The 17,526-nt window shown below is 45.5% G+C and carries 17 protein-coding genes; 6 read left to right on the top strand and 11 right to left on the bottom strand.

Features of this window, described 5'->3' with window-relative positions; all coding sequences use genetic code 11:
* Nucleotides 1-171: 171 nt before the first annotated feature.
* From MHM87_RS11395 to MHM87_RS11385, 3 genes are read right to left on the bottom strand one after another with little or no spacing between them, the layout of a single operon-like run.
* A complete protein-coding gene (locus MHM87_RS11395; RefSeq protein ID WP_239259131.1) occupies nucleotides 172-1,107 on the bottom strand; it encodes an ABC transporter ATP-binding protein in 936 nt (311 codons plus the stop codon).
* A 15-nt stretch (nucleotides 1,108-1,122) separates the two neighbouring features.
* The gene (locus tag MHM87_RS11390; RefSeq protein WP_039233513.1) at nucleotides 1,123-2,100 is read right to left on the bottom strand and encodes an iron chelate uptake ABC transporter family permease subunit; all 978 of its coding nucleotides are present in this window, start codon (nucleotides 2,098-2,100) and stop codon (nucleotides 1,123-1,125) included.
* Between the two features lie 57 nt (nucleotides 2,101-2,157).
* Nucleotides 2,158-2,634 carry a low molecular weight protein-tyrosine-phosphatase gene (locus tag MHM87_RS11385; protein WP_014948910.1) on the bottom strand — a complete coding sequence of 159 codons (477 nt, stop codon included), beginning with the start codon at nucleotides 2,632-2,634 and terminating at the stop codon, nucleotides 2,158-2,160.
* A 93-nt stretch (nucleotides 2,635-2,727) separates the two neighbouring features.
* Between MHM87_RS11385 and pepE the strand changes: the two genes are divergently transcribed.
* Complete coding sequence (gene pepE, locus MHM87_RS11380) at nucleotides 2,728-3,450, top strand: dipeptidase PepE (RefSeq protein WP_014978798.1); 723 nt, start codon at nucleotides 2,728-2,730, stop codon at nucleotides 3,448-3,450.
* On the opposite strand, the gene bioD is transcribed toward pepE, so the two are convergent.
* The 4 genes from bioD to bioB are packed head-to-tail and all read right to left on the bottom strand — an operon-like array spanning nucleotide 3,421 to nucleotide 7,737.
* Nucleotides 3,421-4,191: a dethiobiotin synthase gene (gene bioD, locus MHM87_RS11375; RefSeq protein WP_049585905.1), complete on the bottom strand. Its 771-nt coding sequence runs from the start codon at nucleotides 4,189-4,191 to the stop codon at nucleotides 3,421-3,423. The genes pepE and bioD overlap by 30 nt on opposite strands.
* Nucleotides 4,188-5,252: a methyltransferase domain-containing protein gene (locus MHM87_RS11370; protein WP_239259129.1), complete on the bottom strand. Its 1,065-nt coding sequence runs from the start codon at nucleotides 5,250-5,252 to the stop codon at nucleotides 4,188-4,190. The genes bioD and MHM87_RS11370 overlap by 4 nt, the downstream gene beginning before the upstream one ends.
* Before the next feature lie 2 nt (nucleotides 5,253-5,254).
* The gene (locus MHM87_RS11365) at nucleotides 5,255-6,616 is read right to left on the bottom strand and encodes an 8-amino-7-oxononanoate synthase (RefSeq protein ID WP_239259127.1); all 1,362 of its coding nucleotides are present in this window, start codon (nucleotides 6,614-6,616) and stop codon (nucleotides 5,255-5,257) included.
* Nucleotides 6,616-7,737, bottom strand: a complete 1,122-nt coding sequence (bioB, locus tag MHM87_RS11360) for a biotin synthase BioB (protein WP_239259125.1) — start codon at nucleotides 7,735-7,737, stop codon at nucleotides 6,616-6,618. The genes MHM87_RS11365 and bioB overlap by 1 nt, the downstream gene beginning before the upstream one ends.
* 38 nt (nucleotides 7,738-7,775) lie before the next feature.
* Here bioB and bioA point away from each other — a divergent pair, with 38 nt between their 5' ends.
* From bioA to MHM87_RS11345, 3 genes are all read left to right on the top strand, one after another.
* Nucleotides 7,776-9,101, top strand: coding sequence for an adenosylmethionine--8-amino-7-oxononanoate transaminase (gene bioA, locus MHM87_RS11355; RefSeq protein ID WP_239259123.1), 1,326 nt, complete (start codon nucleotides 7,776-7,778; stop codon nucleotides 9,099-9,101).
* Between the two features lie 172 nt (nucleotides 9,102-9,273).
* Nucleotides 9,274-9,795: a DUF2937 family protein gene (locus MHM87_RS11350; protein ID WP_049585901.1), complete on the top strand. Its 522-nt coding sequence runs from the start codon at nucleotides 9,274-9,276 to the stop codon at nucleotides 9,793-9,795.
* 468 nt (nucleotides 9,796-10,263) lie between these two features.
* The gene (locus MHM87_RS11345) at nucleotides 10,264-10,545 is read left to right on the top strand and encodes a hypothetical protein (RefSeq protein ID WP_196494329.1); all 282 of its coding nucleotides are present in this window, start codon (nucleotides 10,264-10,266) and stop codon (nucleotides 10,543-10,545) included.
* A 125-nt stretch (nucleotides 10,546-10,670) separates the two neighbouring features.
* On the opposite strand, the gene MHM87_RS11340 is transcribed toward MHM87_RS11345, so the two are convergent.
* Complete coding sequence (locus tag MHM87_RS11340) at nucleotides 10,671-11,945, bottom strand: GNAT family N-acetyltransferase/peptidase C39 family protein (protein WP_239259121.1); 1,275 nt, start codon at nucleotides 11,943-11,945, stop codon at nucleotides 10,671-10,673.
* Nucleotides 11,942-13,429 (bottom strand): RimK family protein, encoded by a 1,488-nt coding sequence (locus MHM87_RS11335; protein ID WP_239259119.1) that lies wholly within the window; start codon nucleotides 13,427-13,429, stop codon nucleotides 11,942-11,944. The genes MHM87_RS11340 and MHM87_RS11335 overlap by 4 nt, the downstream gene beginning before the upstream one ends.
* Before the next feature lie 252 nt (nucleotides 13,430-13,681).
* Between MHM87_RS11335 and MHM87_RS11330 the strand changes: the two genes are divergently transcribed.
* Nucleotides 13,682-14,650, top strand: coding sequence for a calcium/sodium antiporter (locus MHM87_RS11330; RefSeq protein ID WP_239259117.1), 969 nt, complete (start codon nucleotides 13,682-13,684; stop codon nucleotides 14,648-14,650).
* Between the two features lie 183 nt (nucleotides 14,651-14,833).
* Here MHM87_RS11330 and MHM87_RS11325 read toward each other — a convergent pair whose 3' ends face one another.
* Nucleotides 14,834-15,322, bottom strand: coding sequence for a hypothetical protein (locus tag MHM87_RS11325; protein WP_239259115.1), 489 nt, complete (start codon nucleotides 15,320-15,322; stop codon nucleotides 14,834-14,836).
* 325 nt (nucleotides 15,323-15,647) lie between these two features.
* Between MHM87_RS11325 and asnS the strand changes: the two genes are divergently transcribed.
* Entirely contained in the window at nucleotides 15,648-17,045 is a 1,398-nt protein-coding gene (gene asnS / locus MHM87_RS11320) for an asparagine--tRNA ligase (RefSeq protein ID WP_239259113.1), read from the top strand.
* Between the two features lie 17 nt (nucleotides 17,046-17,062).
* Here asnS and MHM87_RS11315 read toward each other — a convergent pair whose 3' ends face one another.
* Nucleotides 17,063-17,443: a hypothetical protein gene (locus MHM87_RS11315; RefSeq protein WP_053103808.1), complete on the bottom strand. Its 381-nt coding sequence runs from the start codon at nucleotides 17,441-17,443 to the stop codon at nucleotides 17,063-17,065.
* Between the last annotated feature and the right edge of the window lie 83 nt (nucleotides 17,444-17,526).

Raw genomic sequence — 17,526 nt, 5'->3', positions numbered from 1 at the left:
TCCTGAATAAAAAAACGTAGGGCAAACGTTTTACTGAAAATATTTATTGAAGCTAGATGCTTCGAATAAAAAGACTGTAACGCGCTTAACAGTGCGTCTGTAGCGCTTTTTTCTAATCAGTCTAATGTGAAAATGTGAATCTAAAAAAATGCTGGGGGCACTTTACCACATTTATTCTAGGGAAATAGGTGCGCAAACTTGAATTTCTAGAAAGTTATCGTGCTTGCTTATAGCGAAATGGCATTCAAACACTTTTTCTAAGTTTGTTTGCGTGGCCACCTCTTGTGGCTTGCCGAACGCTACCATACAACCTTTTTGTATAAGCCATAAACTATCGCAATAGTTGGCACTTAGCGCGATATCGTGAGACGTCATAAGTAGGGTATTCCCTTTATCGCAAAGCAATTTTACCAAACTAGCCAGTGCATATTGATGTCTTATATCAAGTCCTTGCAATGGCTCGTCTAAAAGCACAACCCCCTCTCCGCGCTCTAACTGCGGCCATATTTGCAAAAGCGAACGACAAATTTCTACTCGCTGACGCTCACCGCCAGAAAGCTGGGTGACAATTTGGTTCAAGAAACCCGATATTTCGAGTGCTTTTTCTAAAACCGGAGGAATTAGTTCATCTTGCTGTGCTGTTGCATAAAAGCTTAGGTATTCTTTTACCGACAAGTGAAAACCACTTTCGCTTTGTTGCGCTAATAAGGTGCGCACACTCGCAAGTGTTGCCAGCGACCAATCGTTCATTGGTTTACCTAGCAGCATGACGGTGCCCTCATCAGCGTCAATAAGGCCCGCAAGGGTAAGCAACAGCGTTGATTTCCCTGCCCCATTTGGCCCTATAATGTGAACGCACTCGCCTTTTTTTGCACGTAAACCTTCCACCGAAAGTCGCGATGCAACTTTTACATTCTGTAAGCTTAAAACGGTACGACTATCTGCTAGGTTATGGCTATTCGCTGGGCTATTGCAATCAGCAACGTCATCTTTAACGCTAACGTTTTCCTTAGGGTTAGTAATTATGGTGTCTTGCTCACTAGCATTTATTCGTTCATTGCTGCCAGAATCAGGGCGTTGCTGGGGTCTAAAATTTTTTGTCGTCATTTCATTTCCCCTCCACTACCCTTTTATTTGACCTTTAGCTAATGCCCAAATTAATAATGGACCGCCTAACGTAGCTGTTACCATAGACACCGGAAGCGTAATGGCACGGGTCATTTCAGAGCTTAACGCAACCAGCATCAGCAGACTTGCACCACTCAATGCACTTAACGGCAACAAATAGCGATTATTATGCCCGATGATCAAACGTAAGATATGCGGTACTAACAAGCCAACAAAAGCAATAGAGCCTGCCATAGACACCGCAGTACCTACAGCAATAGCGCAGACAATGAGTGCGCGCTCAGTGAGTTTTTCCACATCCACACCACTGCTTTTTGCTGCAAGTTCACCGGCGTAGAGCTTGTTTAAATCGCCAGCGAAATAAAGCTGTAATGCGACAGCAACAGCGATTAACGGGCCGCCCACTGACAAAATTAACCAGTTAGTTTGGTACAAACTACCCATTAACCAGAAAGTAAGATTGCGCAGGGCATTAGCGTCGCTGAACATGTAAAGCCACGCTATAACGGCGCCGCTAAGAGTAGAGATGGCAATACCCGCTAGAATAACAGCCGTAGAGGAACCCAGCAGTTTTCTTGCTAAGCGGTAGATAATAAATGTAGATAACAACGCACCAATAAAACATCCCAAAGGCAGCAAATAGTGTAGGTACGCTGTAGCCCATTGTGGGGTTAGCAGTAGCAAAAGCGCAGCAACCAAGCTTGCGCCACTCGTAATGCCGATAATTCCCGGGTCTGCCAAAGGATTTCGCAGCACTACTTGCAAGGTAGCGCCACTTGTAGACAGTGCTGCTCCTACTAAACACGCAGTAAGAATAAGCGGTATTTGAAGCTGAACAATAATATGCTGTTTTAGTTCAGCCGCCGTATCGGACAGCCCTGTCACGCTAACAATCCCTACCACACCTATGACGAGTGACAAAAGTACTGTTATTACAACCAAAGTGACGGCGGTGCGTTTAGTTTCTGTCATTGTCAATACGGGTTCTCAACGTGGGCTTTCGAGATGGTTTATGAATGTGACTTGCGTTTATTGTTGTTGGGTTTGTTTAATATGCGCAATCAAACCGTCCGACGCTTCTTCGATAAGATCCAACACCAGCTCAAAGCCGCGCTTGCCGCCATAATATGGATCAGGTACTTCTTTATCGTCTGCATTTGCAAAATCAAGAAACAGCTTAATTTTATCGTGGTACTGGCTAGGCGACATACCGTGCAAATTAGCAAGGTTGCTGTTATCCATGGCAAGAATGAAATCAAATCGCTCAAAGTCGCTTTCATCCACACGTCGGCATTTTAGCCCTTTGAAACTGTAGCCTCGTTCTACGCCTGCGGCTTGCGAACGCTTATCGGGCGGGTTACCAATGTGATAGCCGTGGGTTCCCGCTGAGTCAATTTCAATATTTAATCCGGCTTGTGCAGCCTTGTGTTTGAACACGGCTTCTGCGGTTGGAGAACGACAAATATTACCCAAACACACGAACAACACCGATGTAGATTGTTTCATTCAAAATCCTATTTCAACGCAGTGACGGAGCGCGACTAAACTTTATGCCTAGTTTCACGTATGATACGCCGTCAGAAAAATTGTGGAGTTAGTATGACCGCACATGTACTTATGCTAAGTAGCTCACGTCAAGGCGACGAGGCTTACTTAGAGCACGCTAGAGCGCTTATTTTTGCACACTTAGGCGAAATTCGCGACCTTCTATTTGTTCCTTATGCCGCCGTCACTCAAACGTACGATAGCTATGTAGACGCCGTTGCTACCGCCCTGCCAGAGTGCAAGGTTACTGGGCTACATTCCGTTGAAGATCCGGTTGCCGCGGTAAATAACGCAAAGAAAAACGGCCAAGCCATTGTTGTAGGCGGTGGAAACACCTTTCACCTGCTTTCTACCCTTTATGCAAACGCGCTTATTGTGCCAATAAAGCACGCCATCGCCGATTGTACGCCTTATATTGGCTGGAGTGCAGGTTCGAATATTTGTGGTCAATCAATTAGAACCACTAACGACATGCCCATTATCGAGCCGCCGAGTTTTGATGCACTAGATATCGTGCCGTTTCAGTTAAACCCGCATTACACCGATTATCAGCCGCCGGGTCACAATGGCGAAACCCGCGACCAACGTTTGGCAGAGTTCACCACGCTCAATCCAACCACGCCAGTAGTTGCTATTCGCGAAGGTACAGCGCTGCGCCTTACTCATAATCAACTTACCCTAGTGGGTGAAAAAGACGGCTTTATCTTTCTAGGTGAAGAAAAAACGCCAATTCATTCAGGTGATGATTTAACTTATTTGCTTGATAGCGGCGAATAACGCCTCATCGTTGGGCGCTACCTGGTAAGGAATTTCTGCCAGTAGCGGTTCGGGTAACATGGCTTTAAGAGAGTGCAGATTTTCTTGGTATCGCGTCATGTTACCCGTGATGTCGTTCGCAACCCATCCTTTAATGGTAAGTCCATCGGCGCGAATTGCTTCTGCGGTTAATAGCGCATGATTCAAGCAACCTAGTCGCATGCCTACAACTAAAATCACATCCATTTTGAGTGTTTTCACGACATCAGAAAGATAGTAAGTGGGCGTATACTCATCACCTACCGTTAGCGGTAAACGCCACCCACCTGCACCTTCCATTAACAAAAGATCTGGTTGATAGGCGTGCAGTTCGTCAAGCCCTTTTGCAATCTCGTCAAACGTTAACGCAACACCTTCTTCAAGGGCAGCAATATGTGGTGCAATAGCCGGCTTTAGTGCAATTGGGTTTATTTGATGCAAAGGAAGTGTCTGTCCACTTTCTTCGTTTTTTTCATTTGCGCTTTTTAGCTCGTTATTGTCTGTAATTTTAATGGCTTTGTTTGCGCGTATTTTGGAGCACGCTTTCTGAATATTTAGCGCATCTTCGTTAACCCACTCGCCGTTTATCTGTTCGCATCCGGCTGCAATAGGCTTGTAGCCGATGGCGCTTAACGAGGATTTTTGCGCAGCTTGTAGTAGTTGGCAGGTAACATAGGTTTTACCTACTTCGGTGTCGGTACCGGTAATGAAATACTGCTTCATCGTTTTTCCAATCTAAAATGACTCACGCGGTAGGTAAGCGGTAACTTACTTTCTACACCGCTCATATTGCTGTAAGCCATAGCTAATTTTTTAATATCTCGACGGGTGAGCGGCGGTTGTTTTCGGCCGGTCTCACCTGCCCCCACCCCTTTCACAGAGCGCAATAGCGACATAATATTGCAGTGAGTATCGACATAGTCCTTAGTAATCACCCGTTGCAAAGAAAGGCCCGACTGCTTAAAGCCATTTACCCATTGTGCGGTTGTCGGCATATAGGTTTCGGCTTGCGGAAGCTGCGCTACTTTGCGCGCCGTTTTAAGCTCACTAAATGAACCCGCCACCATAATCGCCAGCTCGGCAATACCACTCTTTTCAAGCACTCGCGCTATCTCAGTAGCAACAAGCCCAGTATCGCTAACCCACTGAAGCGCCATAGATGAAAATACGGTTGAAAATTGGCTATCACAGAAAGGCAAATCTACAGCACTACCCTGAATAAAAATGGGGTCAGAGTACATTTTTCTGGCCTGCGCCAACATGCCCTCGGCAATATCTACGCCAGTTGCAGCTGCACCTTTACTTGCAAGGGTTTGGGTATGAATGCCTGTACCACAGCCAATATCAAGAGCCGTCCCCTGTAAGGCTATAGGTAAGTTTCTTATTGCCTGCTTGGCAATAATGCGCTGAACACTTGCAATACTGTTGTACTGCGCGGCTGCTTTTGAAAAGCGATGTGCAACGTCCTGCTCGTTAATTGCTGAAGCAGTATCATCGCGTTCAGCTTTTGCAGAGCCTTCAGCTGGAATATAGCCCTCAGTCTTAGCGTTTTCTTCAGCATTTAAATGTGCCGCAGCTTTAGAAGAGCAATCAGAAGGGTAAGCAGTTTTAACTGTGAGAGTTCCTTTAGCGTTAGTCGCTCTCTCAGATTCAAAAGATGTCTCGGACGAAAAAGCCCCGTTTGCCTTAAAAGCCGCCTGTGCCGCGTCGCACGCCAGCTTACCGTCGAAGAGACTTCTCGATTCTGCCGACATAGCAGCTTTTATAGCGGGACTTAGTGACATCGTTACATCTCTTTTTTACTTACAGAGTCAGGAGTATTCACAGCGCTGTCTGATTCTTTTTCTACTGAAGTCTCACTTAACAGAAAGTTATTAAGTGAAAGTTCTAGCGCATCAAGCAATACGTCAATATCTTGTGATGTATGATTTGACGTAAGCGTTATGCGCAGCCTGTCTTGGTTTTTCGGTACAGTAGGCTGCCTGATAGCCGTTGCCCAGATACCGCGCTGCTTTAGCCCCTCACTTAGTGCAACTGCACGTTCTGGGCTACCAACAATAATGGGCTGGATCGCGCTTTGCGACTGCCCCAAAGTGATTTCAATTGATGCATCGCCTTTCTCGCTTGTATTAAGTGTCTGTCCAAAGCGCTTTTGAAACGAGTCTCTGAAATAGGCGATATTGTTATGCAGCGTTTCGCGGCGGGCAGTATCACTGGCGATATGTGTAAGAGAGTACAACGTCGCGACCGCTTGTGCTGGTGGCATGGCAGTGGAATACACATAATGTTTAGAAAAATTCACCAGATAATCAATTAGGGTTTGGCTTCCCGCAATAAAGGCGCCGGCCGTGCCCACTGCTTTGCCAAATGTTCCCATAACAATAGGCGCTTGTTGCTGGCTTAAGTTTAGTGCTTCTGCTGTGCCGAAGCCGTTTTCACCCAATACCCCCATACCGTGTGCATCGTCTAACATGAACCATGCATTATATTTAGCGGCCAGTTCAGCGATGCCTTCGCAAGGCGCTACGTCACCGTCCATACTAAACACGCCTTCACTGGCAATCAGAATGTCTTGCTGGTTTGCATCAGAATTACCAACCGTATCGGGCACCTGGCTGTGACAAACGTTTGATAGCAGGCTCTCTAAATGACTTAGATCGTTGTGCTTGAAACGGCGAAGCTTAGCGCTGTCAGATACACACTGTGCCCCCTCTAGAAACGAAGCGTGCATCAGCTTGTCGGCAATAATATGACCCGCACTCGCGCTTTTATTAGGGTGAGACATGTGAGGAAAAAGTGCCATGCACAGTGCCTGATTGGCGTCAAAGCCAGAGTTAAACAACAGCGCAGCTTCTCGGTTTAACCCATCGGCAATGTAGGCTTCTAGCGCCAAGTGAGCCTGTGTGTGCCCAGTTACCAAAGGCGATGCACCGCTGCCACCACCAAACTGCGCTAGCCCCTCAACCCAACTTTGCAATACACCCTCATGCTGGCGCATGCCTAGGTAGTCATTGCTTGAAAAGTTAAGATAGTGCTCACCGTTAATACAAATAATGTTGTCTTTTTCGTATTGTTGGCAGTGGCGCTGGCGCAGCAAGCCTTGCTCGGCACGCGCGCTCAGCGAATCGTCTAACCAGTGAAAGGCCATTACGCCTCCGTTAAATGCTGTTTCTTTGGCGCTACCTTAGGCTTGGTTGCATCAATAAACAAGTCGTTACTGTCGTCTTGTTCTTGTTGCTGGGCAATTTCTTCTTCTAACACTTGTTGATGTGCTTCGTCTGAGTAATCCCTTGTACGCTCAGTATTAATACCAAGCTTTTTGAACAGCATTACATCTTCATGGGTATCTGGATTTGACGTGGTTAACAGCTTGCAGCCATAGAAAATAGAGTTCGCGCCTGCCATAAAACAAAGCGCCTGCATTTGTTCGTTCATTGCTTCGCGGCCTGCCGACAAGCGCACATGTGACTTAGGCATCATAATACGAGCAACGGCAATAGTGCGGATAAACTCAAAATAGTCCAAGTCTTCTACACTATCGAGTGGCGTACCTTTTACTTTAACCAACATATTAATAGGTACACTTTGAGGCTGCTCAGGAAGGTTTGCTAATTGCACTAACATACTAGCCCGATCGCTCACCGTTTCTCCCATGCCAACAATTCCCCCAGAGCAAACGTTCATGCCTGCAGCACGCACGTTTTCTAAAGTATTCAATCGGTCTTGGTAAGTACGGGTAGTGATAATATCGCCGTAGTATTCCGGAGAGGTATCAAGGTTGTGATTATAATAATCAAGGCCCGCTTGCTTTAAGGCCACAGCTTGATCGCGGGTTAACATACCCAGCGTCATGCAGGTTTCTAAGCCTAAGCTTTTCACCTCTTCAACCATTTTTAAAATGTAAGGCATGTCTCTGTCGCGTGGATTTCGCCAAGCAGCCCCCATACAAAAACGGGTTGAGCCCACTTGCTTTGCTTCTTTCGCACGCTGGATGACTTTTTCAATTTCCAGTAATCGTTCTTTTTCAAGGCCCGTATCATACCGAGCACTTTGAGGGCAGTACTTACAGTCTTCAGGGCAAGCACCGGTTTTAATCGACAAAAGCGTGCTGACCTGCACTTCATTCGGATTAAAATGCTGTCTATGCACTACTTGGGCATTAAACAGTAAATCGTTAAATGGCATCGCAAACAAAGCCTCAACTTCGGCTTTGGTCCAATCGTTTCGAATAGTTGTCGTTTGCGCAGAAGGCGCACTAGCCAGCGTCATTGACTGTCCTTTACTAATTATTATTGCTGGCTTAGTCTATGCCCCAATATCGAGTTGTCAACTCTGACCAATTTAAAATCTTTACTAGTGGTTATTTTGTGAACAATATAGAATTTGATAAACAACACATTTGGCACCCCTATACCTCGGCGGTTAATCCCCTTCCCTGCTATGAAGTAGTTGGTGCAAAAGGCGCTGAACTTACCTTGGCCACAAGTGAAGTGCTAGTAGATGGCATGTCTAGCTGGTGGGCAGCTATTCACGGTTACAACCATCCTGTACTCAACGATGCTGCGCACAAGCAAATTGACGCATTTTCTCACGTTATGTTTGGCGGTATTACCCACCAGCCGGCGGTAGATTTGTGTAAATCGTTACTTAACATGGTGCCGGCAGGGTTAGAGCGTGTATTTTTAGCAGACTCTGGCTCAGTGTCTGTTGAAGTTGCGATAAAAATGGCGATTCAGTATTGGGCGTGTCAAGGACGCTCAGAGAAGTCACGCATTGTCGCGCCGCGCAATGGCTACCATGGCGACACCTTTGCCGCAATGAGTGTGTGCGATCCCGTTAACGGCATGCATAGTTTATTTGAGGGTGTACTAAGCAAGCAGATTTTTGCGCCCGCCCCTCAAACTCGCTTTGGCCAAACGTTTAGCGAAGATGACATTCTTCCGCTTGAAGAGATTTTTGAAAAGCATCACCACACGATGGCAGCCCTTATCCTAGAACCTGTTGTTCAAGGCGCGGGAGGCATGCGTATTTATCACCCCGAATACTTAAAGCGCTGCCGACAGCTTTGCGATACCTACGACGTACTTTTAATTTGCGATGAAATTGCTACTGGCTTCGGCCGTACAGGTAAGCTCTTCGCTTGTGAGCATGCAGGTATTTCGCCTGACATCATGTGTTTGGGTAAAGCGATTACGGGTGGTTATATGACACTGGCCGCGACCTTGTGTACCGAAGACGTGGCTTTAGGGGTTTGCCAAGGGGAGCCTGGCGTCTTTATGCACGGTCCAACCTACATGGGCAACCCGTTAGCCTGCGCGGTGGCCAATGCCAGTCTGTCGCTCATTAACGAAAATCATTGGCAGCAACAAGTTCCTGTCATTGAGAAACAATTACAAACCGAATTGGCAAAATGTGCAGACTTGCCGCGAGTCGCTGACGTACGGGTGTTAGGTGCTATAGGGGTAGTCGAGACGGTAAATCCCGTCAATGTTGCCGAAATTCAACGCCATTTTGTGAAACATGGCGTGTGGATACGGCCATTCGGGAAATTGGTATACATTATGCCTCCTTACATTATATCTTCCGAGCAGTTAAGTAAGCTGACCCATGCGATTTACACCGCCTTGAAATAGTGTGTGAGATTGTTACGCTAACTATCTCCTTGGGTGAAATACGAGTTTTGAACCACCAGTTGACGTCAGATGGCTCGAGGGTTGATGTTAGTTTTGTTATAGAGTGAGCATTCAACTTTAAAGCGGGTCACTAATTAGATCATTAATGCAGAGTGTTTATAGCGAGATTTGAATGATAGTACGTGTTTTAGATAAAGTTGTATTTGCAGTCTTGTTTATCATTACACTTCAAGTCCCCATCTTGGCGGATCATTATCGTCAATACCTCAATGGTTATTATGATGCACTGAGAGATGAAGTTTCTAGTTCGTCAGCGCTCGCCAAGCAGCATGGTTTTTCTTCGGTTGAAGCCATGCTTGAAAGCTTACAGAAAAACAGTGAGCCAGTTGTGCGAGAGAATGCCTCGATGAAAGCCACACGCTTCGCCCAGATCACCACTTTAGAGCAAGGCATAAGGAAGCTAGAGCACGGTCATTACTTCGAAAAGCTTGTGTTTATGGCCTCGCCTTCTCAATATGGTACGCTGAAGCGCGTGTTAGAAAATTTCAGCCCCTCTGTCCCACTCACACCTTCGTCAATTGTGTTCAGCCTTGTTACCGCTATCTTACTTAATCTGTTAATTTGGACGCCACACTTCTGCTATTGTCAGGTTAAGAATATTAAGAATAAACCCAAGCGCTACGCTTATAAATAGCACTTGGGTTTATCTTGTTAATACGTGGTTTATTATTTTTTTAGAAAGCCACTTCTACCAGTCCCACTAAACCAACACATTAGATCTTAATGAGCTGCATGGCTTTGATATTTCATGGCCCGAGATTTCAAGGCGTTATACACGGCATGCACTAAGATCACTCGGACCTTTCTCTATCCGTCAGCCGGCCTAGCTATTTTTTTCGTATAGCTTTTCCTCGTTTTCTTTTCATCTCTTTTCCTCGCTCTCTTTCTCGCTCTAGTGAGCCTCAACAGTCGCGATCCGCATTTAGGCACACTTGGCGTGTTCTAAGTCATCTACTAGTAAGAGTTGGCATCTTTGCTGCAACACTTATTATGAGTGTGTGTTGAGATGTTGCTGAATTTACACTACGTCTATCAAAGTAAACACTTAATGCCTTTGATAAACAGCAACTTAAGCACAAAAAGCTATACAGGAGATATTATTATGCCAACAGATGCACAATTATTAATCGGGAAAGTGTTGCAAATAAAAGACAAAATTATTGCAAAACGTCACTGTATTCCAAGCGACCTAAAAGCGGAATGGAACACGTTAAATGAGCAAACAGCGTGTTTTGAAACTGAGGCGCTTTATAGAAGTGCTGTGAAAGGCCAGGAAATGAATAAGCACATTGATTATTCAGGTTCGGTGAAAGAGCTTTCTCAATTAGTAAAACAACTTAAAACGCTAAATAAAAAGGTTAATGTTACGCAAGTACATCACTAATACTTGGGTAAGCACGCCAAGGTTATGGCTATGTTAAGTTTCGTTAAGTGGGTATTTATCTTTGCGAACTAATGGTATGAGGCCTCAAGCATTCTCCGTGCCTCAGGCCTAAGCAAAAATTCGTGTTACTTTTTCTTTTTAAGGAGTACCAATGTTCTTACTTTACGCGTGCCATAGCTGGCAAGCCTTAGAAAGTCTTCGCGGGCAACCGGAATGTGTTGATACTCGACAGGCTGCCCCTCACTCGCATCTGGATCGTGCAGATAATAGCAATGAGAATCGCAGCTAGTCACCGCAACCCAATGCGGAACCTTTTTCTTATCGAACGCGTATGTGCTGATTAAGCACAATACTGCCCCGCCAGCTTTTAGGGTTTGGTCGATAACATCAACTCGCCAGTCAGAGATTTCAACAGAAATGCCTTTTCTACGTGCCTCTGCCATAAACTGCGACTCAACATTTTCGACTATCGCTTTCTTGTTAGTATCTCTAACGCCATCAACAAAAAGCGGGACATCCTGATTGATGACCACTTTCGCTGCATAACCTTCGTTTACCGCGGCGAGCGCTAATCCAACCGGGTGGCAACCGCCATGACCTGACATCATAAATATCGTGGTAGCAGTACGCCACAACGATAGTTCTTTTTCTTGGGTCATTTCATAGCGATTGTTCAATGCACACATTGCCATCATTAATGCTGATGGACCGCAGGTAAAATCAGTCGTTTGTTGGTACCACGGATAAACCTCTGGCTTAACTGATTTACTCGGCACCAACACTTTTTGCATACGTAATGCGTCAGTGTGATCGTCGTAGTAATCGGTATACATACCAAACTGACTAAACCCTAATTTTTTGTATAGAGCAATGGCGCCAGCATTACCTACTGCCACTTCCAGGCGCATAAATCGCTTTCCCCGCAAAAGCGCCCGCTCCCCCAAGCTATTTATGAGCTTTTCAGCAACGCCAAGCCCTCTCGCCTCAGGCAAAACTGCAATAGAATACAGTCGAGTGAGCTGCGTTCCACGACGCAGCAGCAACAGTCCATAGCCAACAATACTATTTACACTCGGCTTATTTTTGTCGAGGTTAGAACTTGAAGTCGACGGCTCACGCTCAGCCACAATAAGCTCTGCGTGCTGTGCATCAATGTAAAATTTGAAACGGCTTTTACCTAGCCTGTCGGTTGTGAAACAAGTTTGCTCTATGTGCTGAAGCGAAGCAAGATCGTGTAATGTCGCAACGCGTAGCACTACACTCGACTGCGTAGAAGGCACACCGGCACCATTTGTCGATTTAGTATTAGATGCGCCCTCAGCTAGGCCAAATGCACGATTTGCGCTTTCCTGTGGACTTGCATTATTCACTTCAATTACTCGCTCAGCCGATGTAATCATCGCCCTCTTTGCTCCAACCTGTCAGCAAATTCCTGCATAATTAATTCGTACAGTTCTTTGCCTAAATATTTATCTTCCACACCCGAGTCAATACTAGGGTTGTCGTTCACTTCAATAACATAAACCGCATTCCCGGTTTGTTTGATGTCTACACCATATAAGCCGTCACCCACCGCTTTAGCGGCCTTGATAGCGGCTTGTAGTACTGGCTTAGGTACTTCAAACGTTGGCATTGTGGCAAATCCCCCCGAAGAGAATCGGTCTCCCTGATGGTTGTATATCTGCCAATGGTTGCGCACCATAAAGTATTGGCAAGCGTAAATAGGTTTGCCACCTAATACACCAATTCGCCAGTCGAATTCAGTGAATATATATTCCTGAACCAAAACAAGTGCCGATTCAGCCAGCATTTGTTCTAAGCGCGTTTTTAACGCTTCTTTATTTTCAGCTTTATGCACGCCGCGGGAAAACGAGCTTTCTGGGAGTTTTAAAACAAGCGGCAAACCAAAGTCAGCTATGAGTTTTTCGCATACTTCATCAGTAGCGCTCGATACAAACGTCGCTTTCGGCGCTGGCACTTTTTGATAAGCAAACGCATCTTGCAGGTACACTTTGTTACAGCAGCGCAGAATTGACTGCGTATCGTCCATAACCACAATGCCTTCTCGCTCTGCGGCACGCGCTAAACGGTAAGTATGATGGTCAATCGCCGTCGTTTCACGAATGAACAATGCATCATAGTGACCCAATTCTTCTTGCGACAGGCGACTCACCACATCTGCGCGAAAGCCCACTTTTTCAGCTGCTTTAACAAAGTTTTTAATGGCGCGTTCGTCACTAGGCGGCGTGCTCTCTTCTGGGTTAACCAAAATGGCCATGTCCCAACGAGTACGCTTGCTCGTTTTACCAGCCTTCCACTGTATTTTGGTATGTGCTTCTAATTGCTCAATGAAACGCGCTTGTTGCTTGGCATCTAAGTCTTTAAACGCTTTTGCCTGTACGCTTGCAAAGCCTTCAATTTGTACTTTACCCGTGGCTTTAGGCGACACTTTCGTATCGGTAACTGTTGGGCTTAACACTAAAACAGGGTACGGGTATTTTTCAAACGCTTGGCGCGCCAAACGCTTAAAGCGCTGATCTTTCACTTCGCCGAAAAGTACTAATATAGGCTCATCAGTAATTTCCGTATTGTCTTGAGATACCGACAAAGAGAAGACGATGCGATCGATACTTTTCTCTTCCGCCATGCGTAAATCGTTAATGGTATTTACAGAAGGCAATACAGAGTGATTACGTGCCTGAGCCAAAAGTGAACAATAGTACCCTTCGCTTAAGTAACGCGTGGTATCACAAATATTGATAACGCGTGTTTTGGGCTCGTTCAACTTTGGAAACTCAGCAAGATAATCTTGAAAAGTCAGCACGGTTAAAGCTGTGTTACAAAAAGGAGTAACATCATCAGTAACAATCAGTGTATTGTGCATGTAATTCGCTTCTAAATAGTGTGTTGTCAGTTACAATTAAGGGCGTGTTTGTTCAATTTACAAACACGATTAAAGTAGCGCTGAGTTTACGCTTTACTCATCATTTGCATAGCATTATCAGCACGGCTTTTTTTCATCGTTAAGACAACGAAAACTAATGTGCATTTGAATAGATTGAAACGACTTTTGTTTATTGGGTTTGCCTATACATTGAAGTAAGCAAACAAGATACGAATGGTTTAAGGAGTACGTATGTTATTAGCCAGCTTGGCTATTTTAATCGGATTACCGGTTTTGCTTTGGAGCGCAGGGAAGTTTGTAGGTGGTGCCGCATCGGTAGCCAATCATTTCGGTGTTTCCCCCTTGCTCATCGGTATGCTCATTATTGGGTTTGGTACATCGGCCCCCGAGATTATTGTTTCCATATTTGCTGCAATCCAGGGCAACTCTGGCATAGCGCTGGGCAACGCCTATGGCTCAAATATCGCCAATATCCTGTTAATCCTTGGCCTTACCGCAATCATTAGTCCTATTGCGGTTAAATCTGAAATCATTAAGAAAGAGCTGCCTGTTTTACTTGGCATCACCTTCTTTGCCGCATGGCAGGTGTGGGACTTAAATATCTCGAAAGACGACGCATTCTCTTTGTTGGGACTGTTTGTGCTTCTGCTTTCTTGGAGTATTTATCACGGTATGAAAGGCGACAAAGACGCACTCGCCGACGAATACGATGAAGAGATTAATAGCAACGAAGGTACAGTAAAAACCCACGTAATGTGGTTGATTGCGGGGCTTTTATTGCTAGTTGCAAGCTCGCGTATGCTGGTATGGGGCGCGGTAGAAGTCGCCACCTTCTTCGGTGTTAGCGATACTATTATCGGGTTGACGGTTATCGCAATTGGTACATCGTTACCAGAACTTGCATCATCGTTAATGGCGGTGAAGAAAGGCGAACACGATTTAGCCATTGGTAACGTGATCGGATCTAACATGTTCAACACCTTGGCAGTAGTGGGCATTGCAGGCACCATTCAGCCAATGGCTGTAGGTTCTGAGTTTTTATACCGAGACGTTATGGTGATGTTCGCATCAACCATTGCCCTATTCATTTTCTGTATTGGCATTAAGCGCCAAGGACGTTTAAACCGTCTGGAAGGCGGAGCATTTGTGCTGGCCTACGCGGCCTATACGTACTGGCTTATCCAAGCAGCTTTTATTTAAGTTATTGCCGCAAGCCTTGTAAATAATAACGCTTATTATGCATCGCTCACTTGATGGGAAGCTCACAGCAACCCCATCAAGTGACATAAAAACCGCTTGTCGAAAGCGCTACTCACAAAGCTTTGTCATTTTGCCCTTGAGTTATGTTTTTGTCGTGCACCGCATGTAGAGCGCTTTCTCTATTCACAGGCCCAGTGTGGTAGCCAGTGTGATTAGGCTTATCGCCGCAATAGCAAATAAAATGAATAGGTTTATGCCAAAACTATCGCTTTGACGACGGTTTCTTCTGGCACGCATAATTATGCTAACCAAACTCACTATCAAACATACCTGCAGCAAGATGGTCATGGCCGATAAATGACTTTCAGACCAACTGGTATCGCCTTTTATTCCCCAGTACTGCTGCACGCCACTGATAAAGTCAGGGCGCGCATAGTGAAACAGTATGAGTACGACAACCATGCCAACCCAGCCAACGATGTTTAACCCAAGCATCACCTTATAAAAAGGCGTTTTAGAACGGGGCGTTGAACGTCGCTCTGCAAGTTGCTCGTAAGTCATAGAACTTCTCTCGTTTTCGGCATCGCTAGAACGGTCAGCGTCACTTTGCGTAGCACTCGGTTCTTGTGCTTGCTGAGACACTGGCGTGTTCGAATCATTTTTATTTCCCATTTGTCACTCTGTTCTCTGGCATCCCGCTTTATGTTGGGTATACTAGCGTGCTATTGGATTGTATTTCATTGGTTATTTTTACATCACCAAGTCATGTTTCGATCTGTATTTTGCTTATATTTGGCACCAAGCGAATTGCGAAATGCCTTTTTGAAAAGCGAAAAGCTAATACAGATTCTAGTAAGTTATCGGCATGGCAATCCAAAAACATTGACTATAAAGCAAATTTTAGTGCATTTTTTCATTCACAGTTTAATGCACTATGTTGTTGAAAATGACTCAATAGTAAGCAACAACATAAAATTAGTAAGACGGAGAAATTAACATGACGCATGCGCCCGTAGTTGACGTACTTAAAGGTAAGTACGCCGTTGGCGAATCGGTAACCGTAAAGGGTTGGGTAAGAACACGCCGCGACTCTAAAGCGGGGTTATCATTTATTGCACTACACGACGGTAGTTGCTTCGATCCTGTACAAGTTATTGCGCTAAATTCTCTGTCAAATTATGCCGATATCCAGCGCTTAACAGCAGGCTGCTCATTATCGGTTACCGGTACAGTGAAAGAGTCTCAGGGCCAAGGCCAAGCCGTTGAAATTGACGCGACTGACGTTGAAGTTTTGGGTTGGGTAGAAAACCCTGATACCTACCCAATGGCCGCTAAACGTCACAGCATTGAGTACCTTCGCGAATATGCGCACCTTCGCCCACGCACTAACGTTATCGGCGCGGTAACCCGTGTTCGCAACTGTTTGTCTCAGGCGATTCACCGCTTTTTCCATGAGAAAGGTTACTTCTGGATCTCTACGCCTATTCTAACGGCAAGCGATACGGAAGGTGCAGGTGAAATGTTCCGCGTATCAACCCTTGATATGATGAACCTTCCACGCGACGACAAAGGTAATGTTGACTATTCAGAAGATTTCTTCGGCAAAGAAACCTACCTTACGGTATCAGGTCAGCTTAACGTTGAAACTTACTGTACAGCTATGTCTAAGGTGTACACCTTCGGCCCTACGTTCCGTGCAGAGAACTCAAACACATCTCGTCACCTCGCCGAGTTTTGGATGATTGAGCCTGAAGTGGCGTTTGCTGAATTGAAAGATGTAGCACAGCTTGCTGAAGACATGCTGAAGTATGTATGTAAGGCTGTGCTTGAAGAACTGCCTGCCGACATGGCGTTCTTTGCTCAGCGTATTAAGAAAGACGCCATTGAGCGTTTAGAAAAGTTAGTAAGCTCTGACTTTGTTCGCATGGACTACACTGACGCTATCGAAATTCTGCAAAACTGCGGCAAAGAATTTGAATTCCCTGTTGAATGGGGTATCGATTTATCTTCTGAGCACGAGCGCTATCTTGCAGAAGAACACGTTGGTGCGCCAATTATCATGCAAAACTACCCGAAAGATATTAAAGCATTCTACATGCGCATTAACGATGACGGTAAGACTGTTGCAGCAATGGATGTACTTGCGCCAGGTATCGGTGAAATCATCGGTGGTTCACAGCGTGAAGAACGCCTAGACGTTTTCGATGCACGCCTTGACGAAATGGGCCTATCGAAAGAAGACTACGCGTGGTACCGGGACCTTCGCCGCTACGGCACCGTACCTCACTCAGGTTTCGGTCTTGGTTTCGAGCGTCTTGTAGCATACGTAACCGGCATGCAAAACGTACGTGACGTGATCCCATTCCCACGTACACCGGGCAACGCTAGCTTCTAAGCAGTTGTTCGCTAGATTTAAAAGCCCGCATGTAGATTGCTACATGCGGGCTTTTTTACTTCTTGAACCGTTATAGTCAGTAGCGTGGTTAAGTCCTTTTCTAACTCAGAAATATCTTCTGCTTGTTCCTTAGTAAGTTGCGCTTCACCATTTTCAAGCTCATTTTCCGTTACGTTTTCTATGCTTATTAAAGGGTTAGCACTTTCACTACTAAATTCAGAGAGTAGCCCAACTTGCCCAGCTAAAACTCCCAGCTGCAGCGCCACGCCCCGTGTCCATGCTAGCCTTACCAATGTGGTAGAGGTAGCGAACCGATAGTGTTTTGGATGCCAAAACCGCGCAACGCCAAACGGCTTCAATAGCAGTAAGAAAAACAGATAGAAAATAATAAGAAGCATACCACCCCAAAAGCATGCTGGTTGCTAAAAAATAACATCGCTGAGCAAAGGTAATACTCATCCAAAAACGCAAAAAACCAACA

This window comes from Alteromonas sp. Cnat3-28 (assembly GCF_022348265.1).
GTDB lineage: Bacteria > Pseudomonadota > Gammaproteobacteria > Enterobacterales > Alteromonadaceae > Alteromonas > Alteromonas macleodii.
Note: the sequence above shows the minus strand (reverse complement) of the source record. Positions and strands in the feature narration are given on the sequence as shown.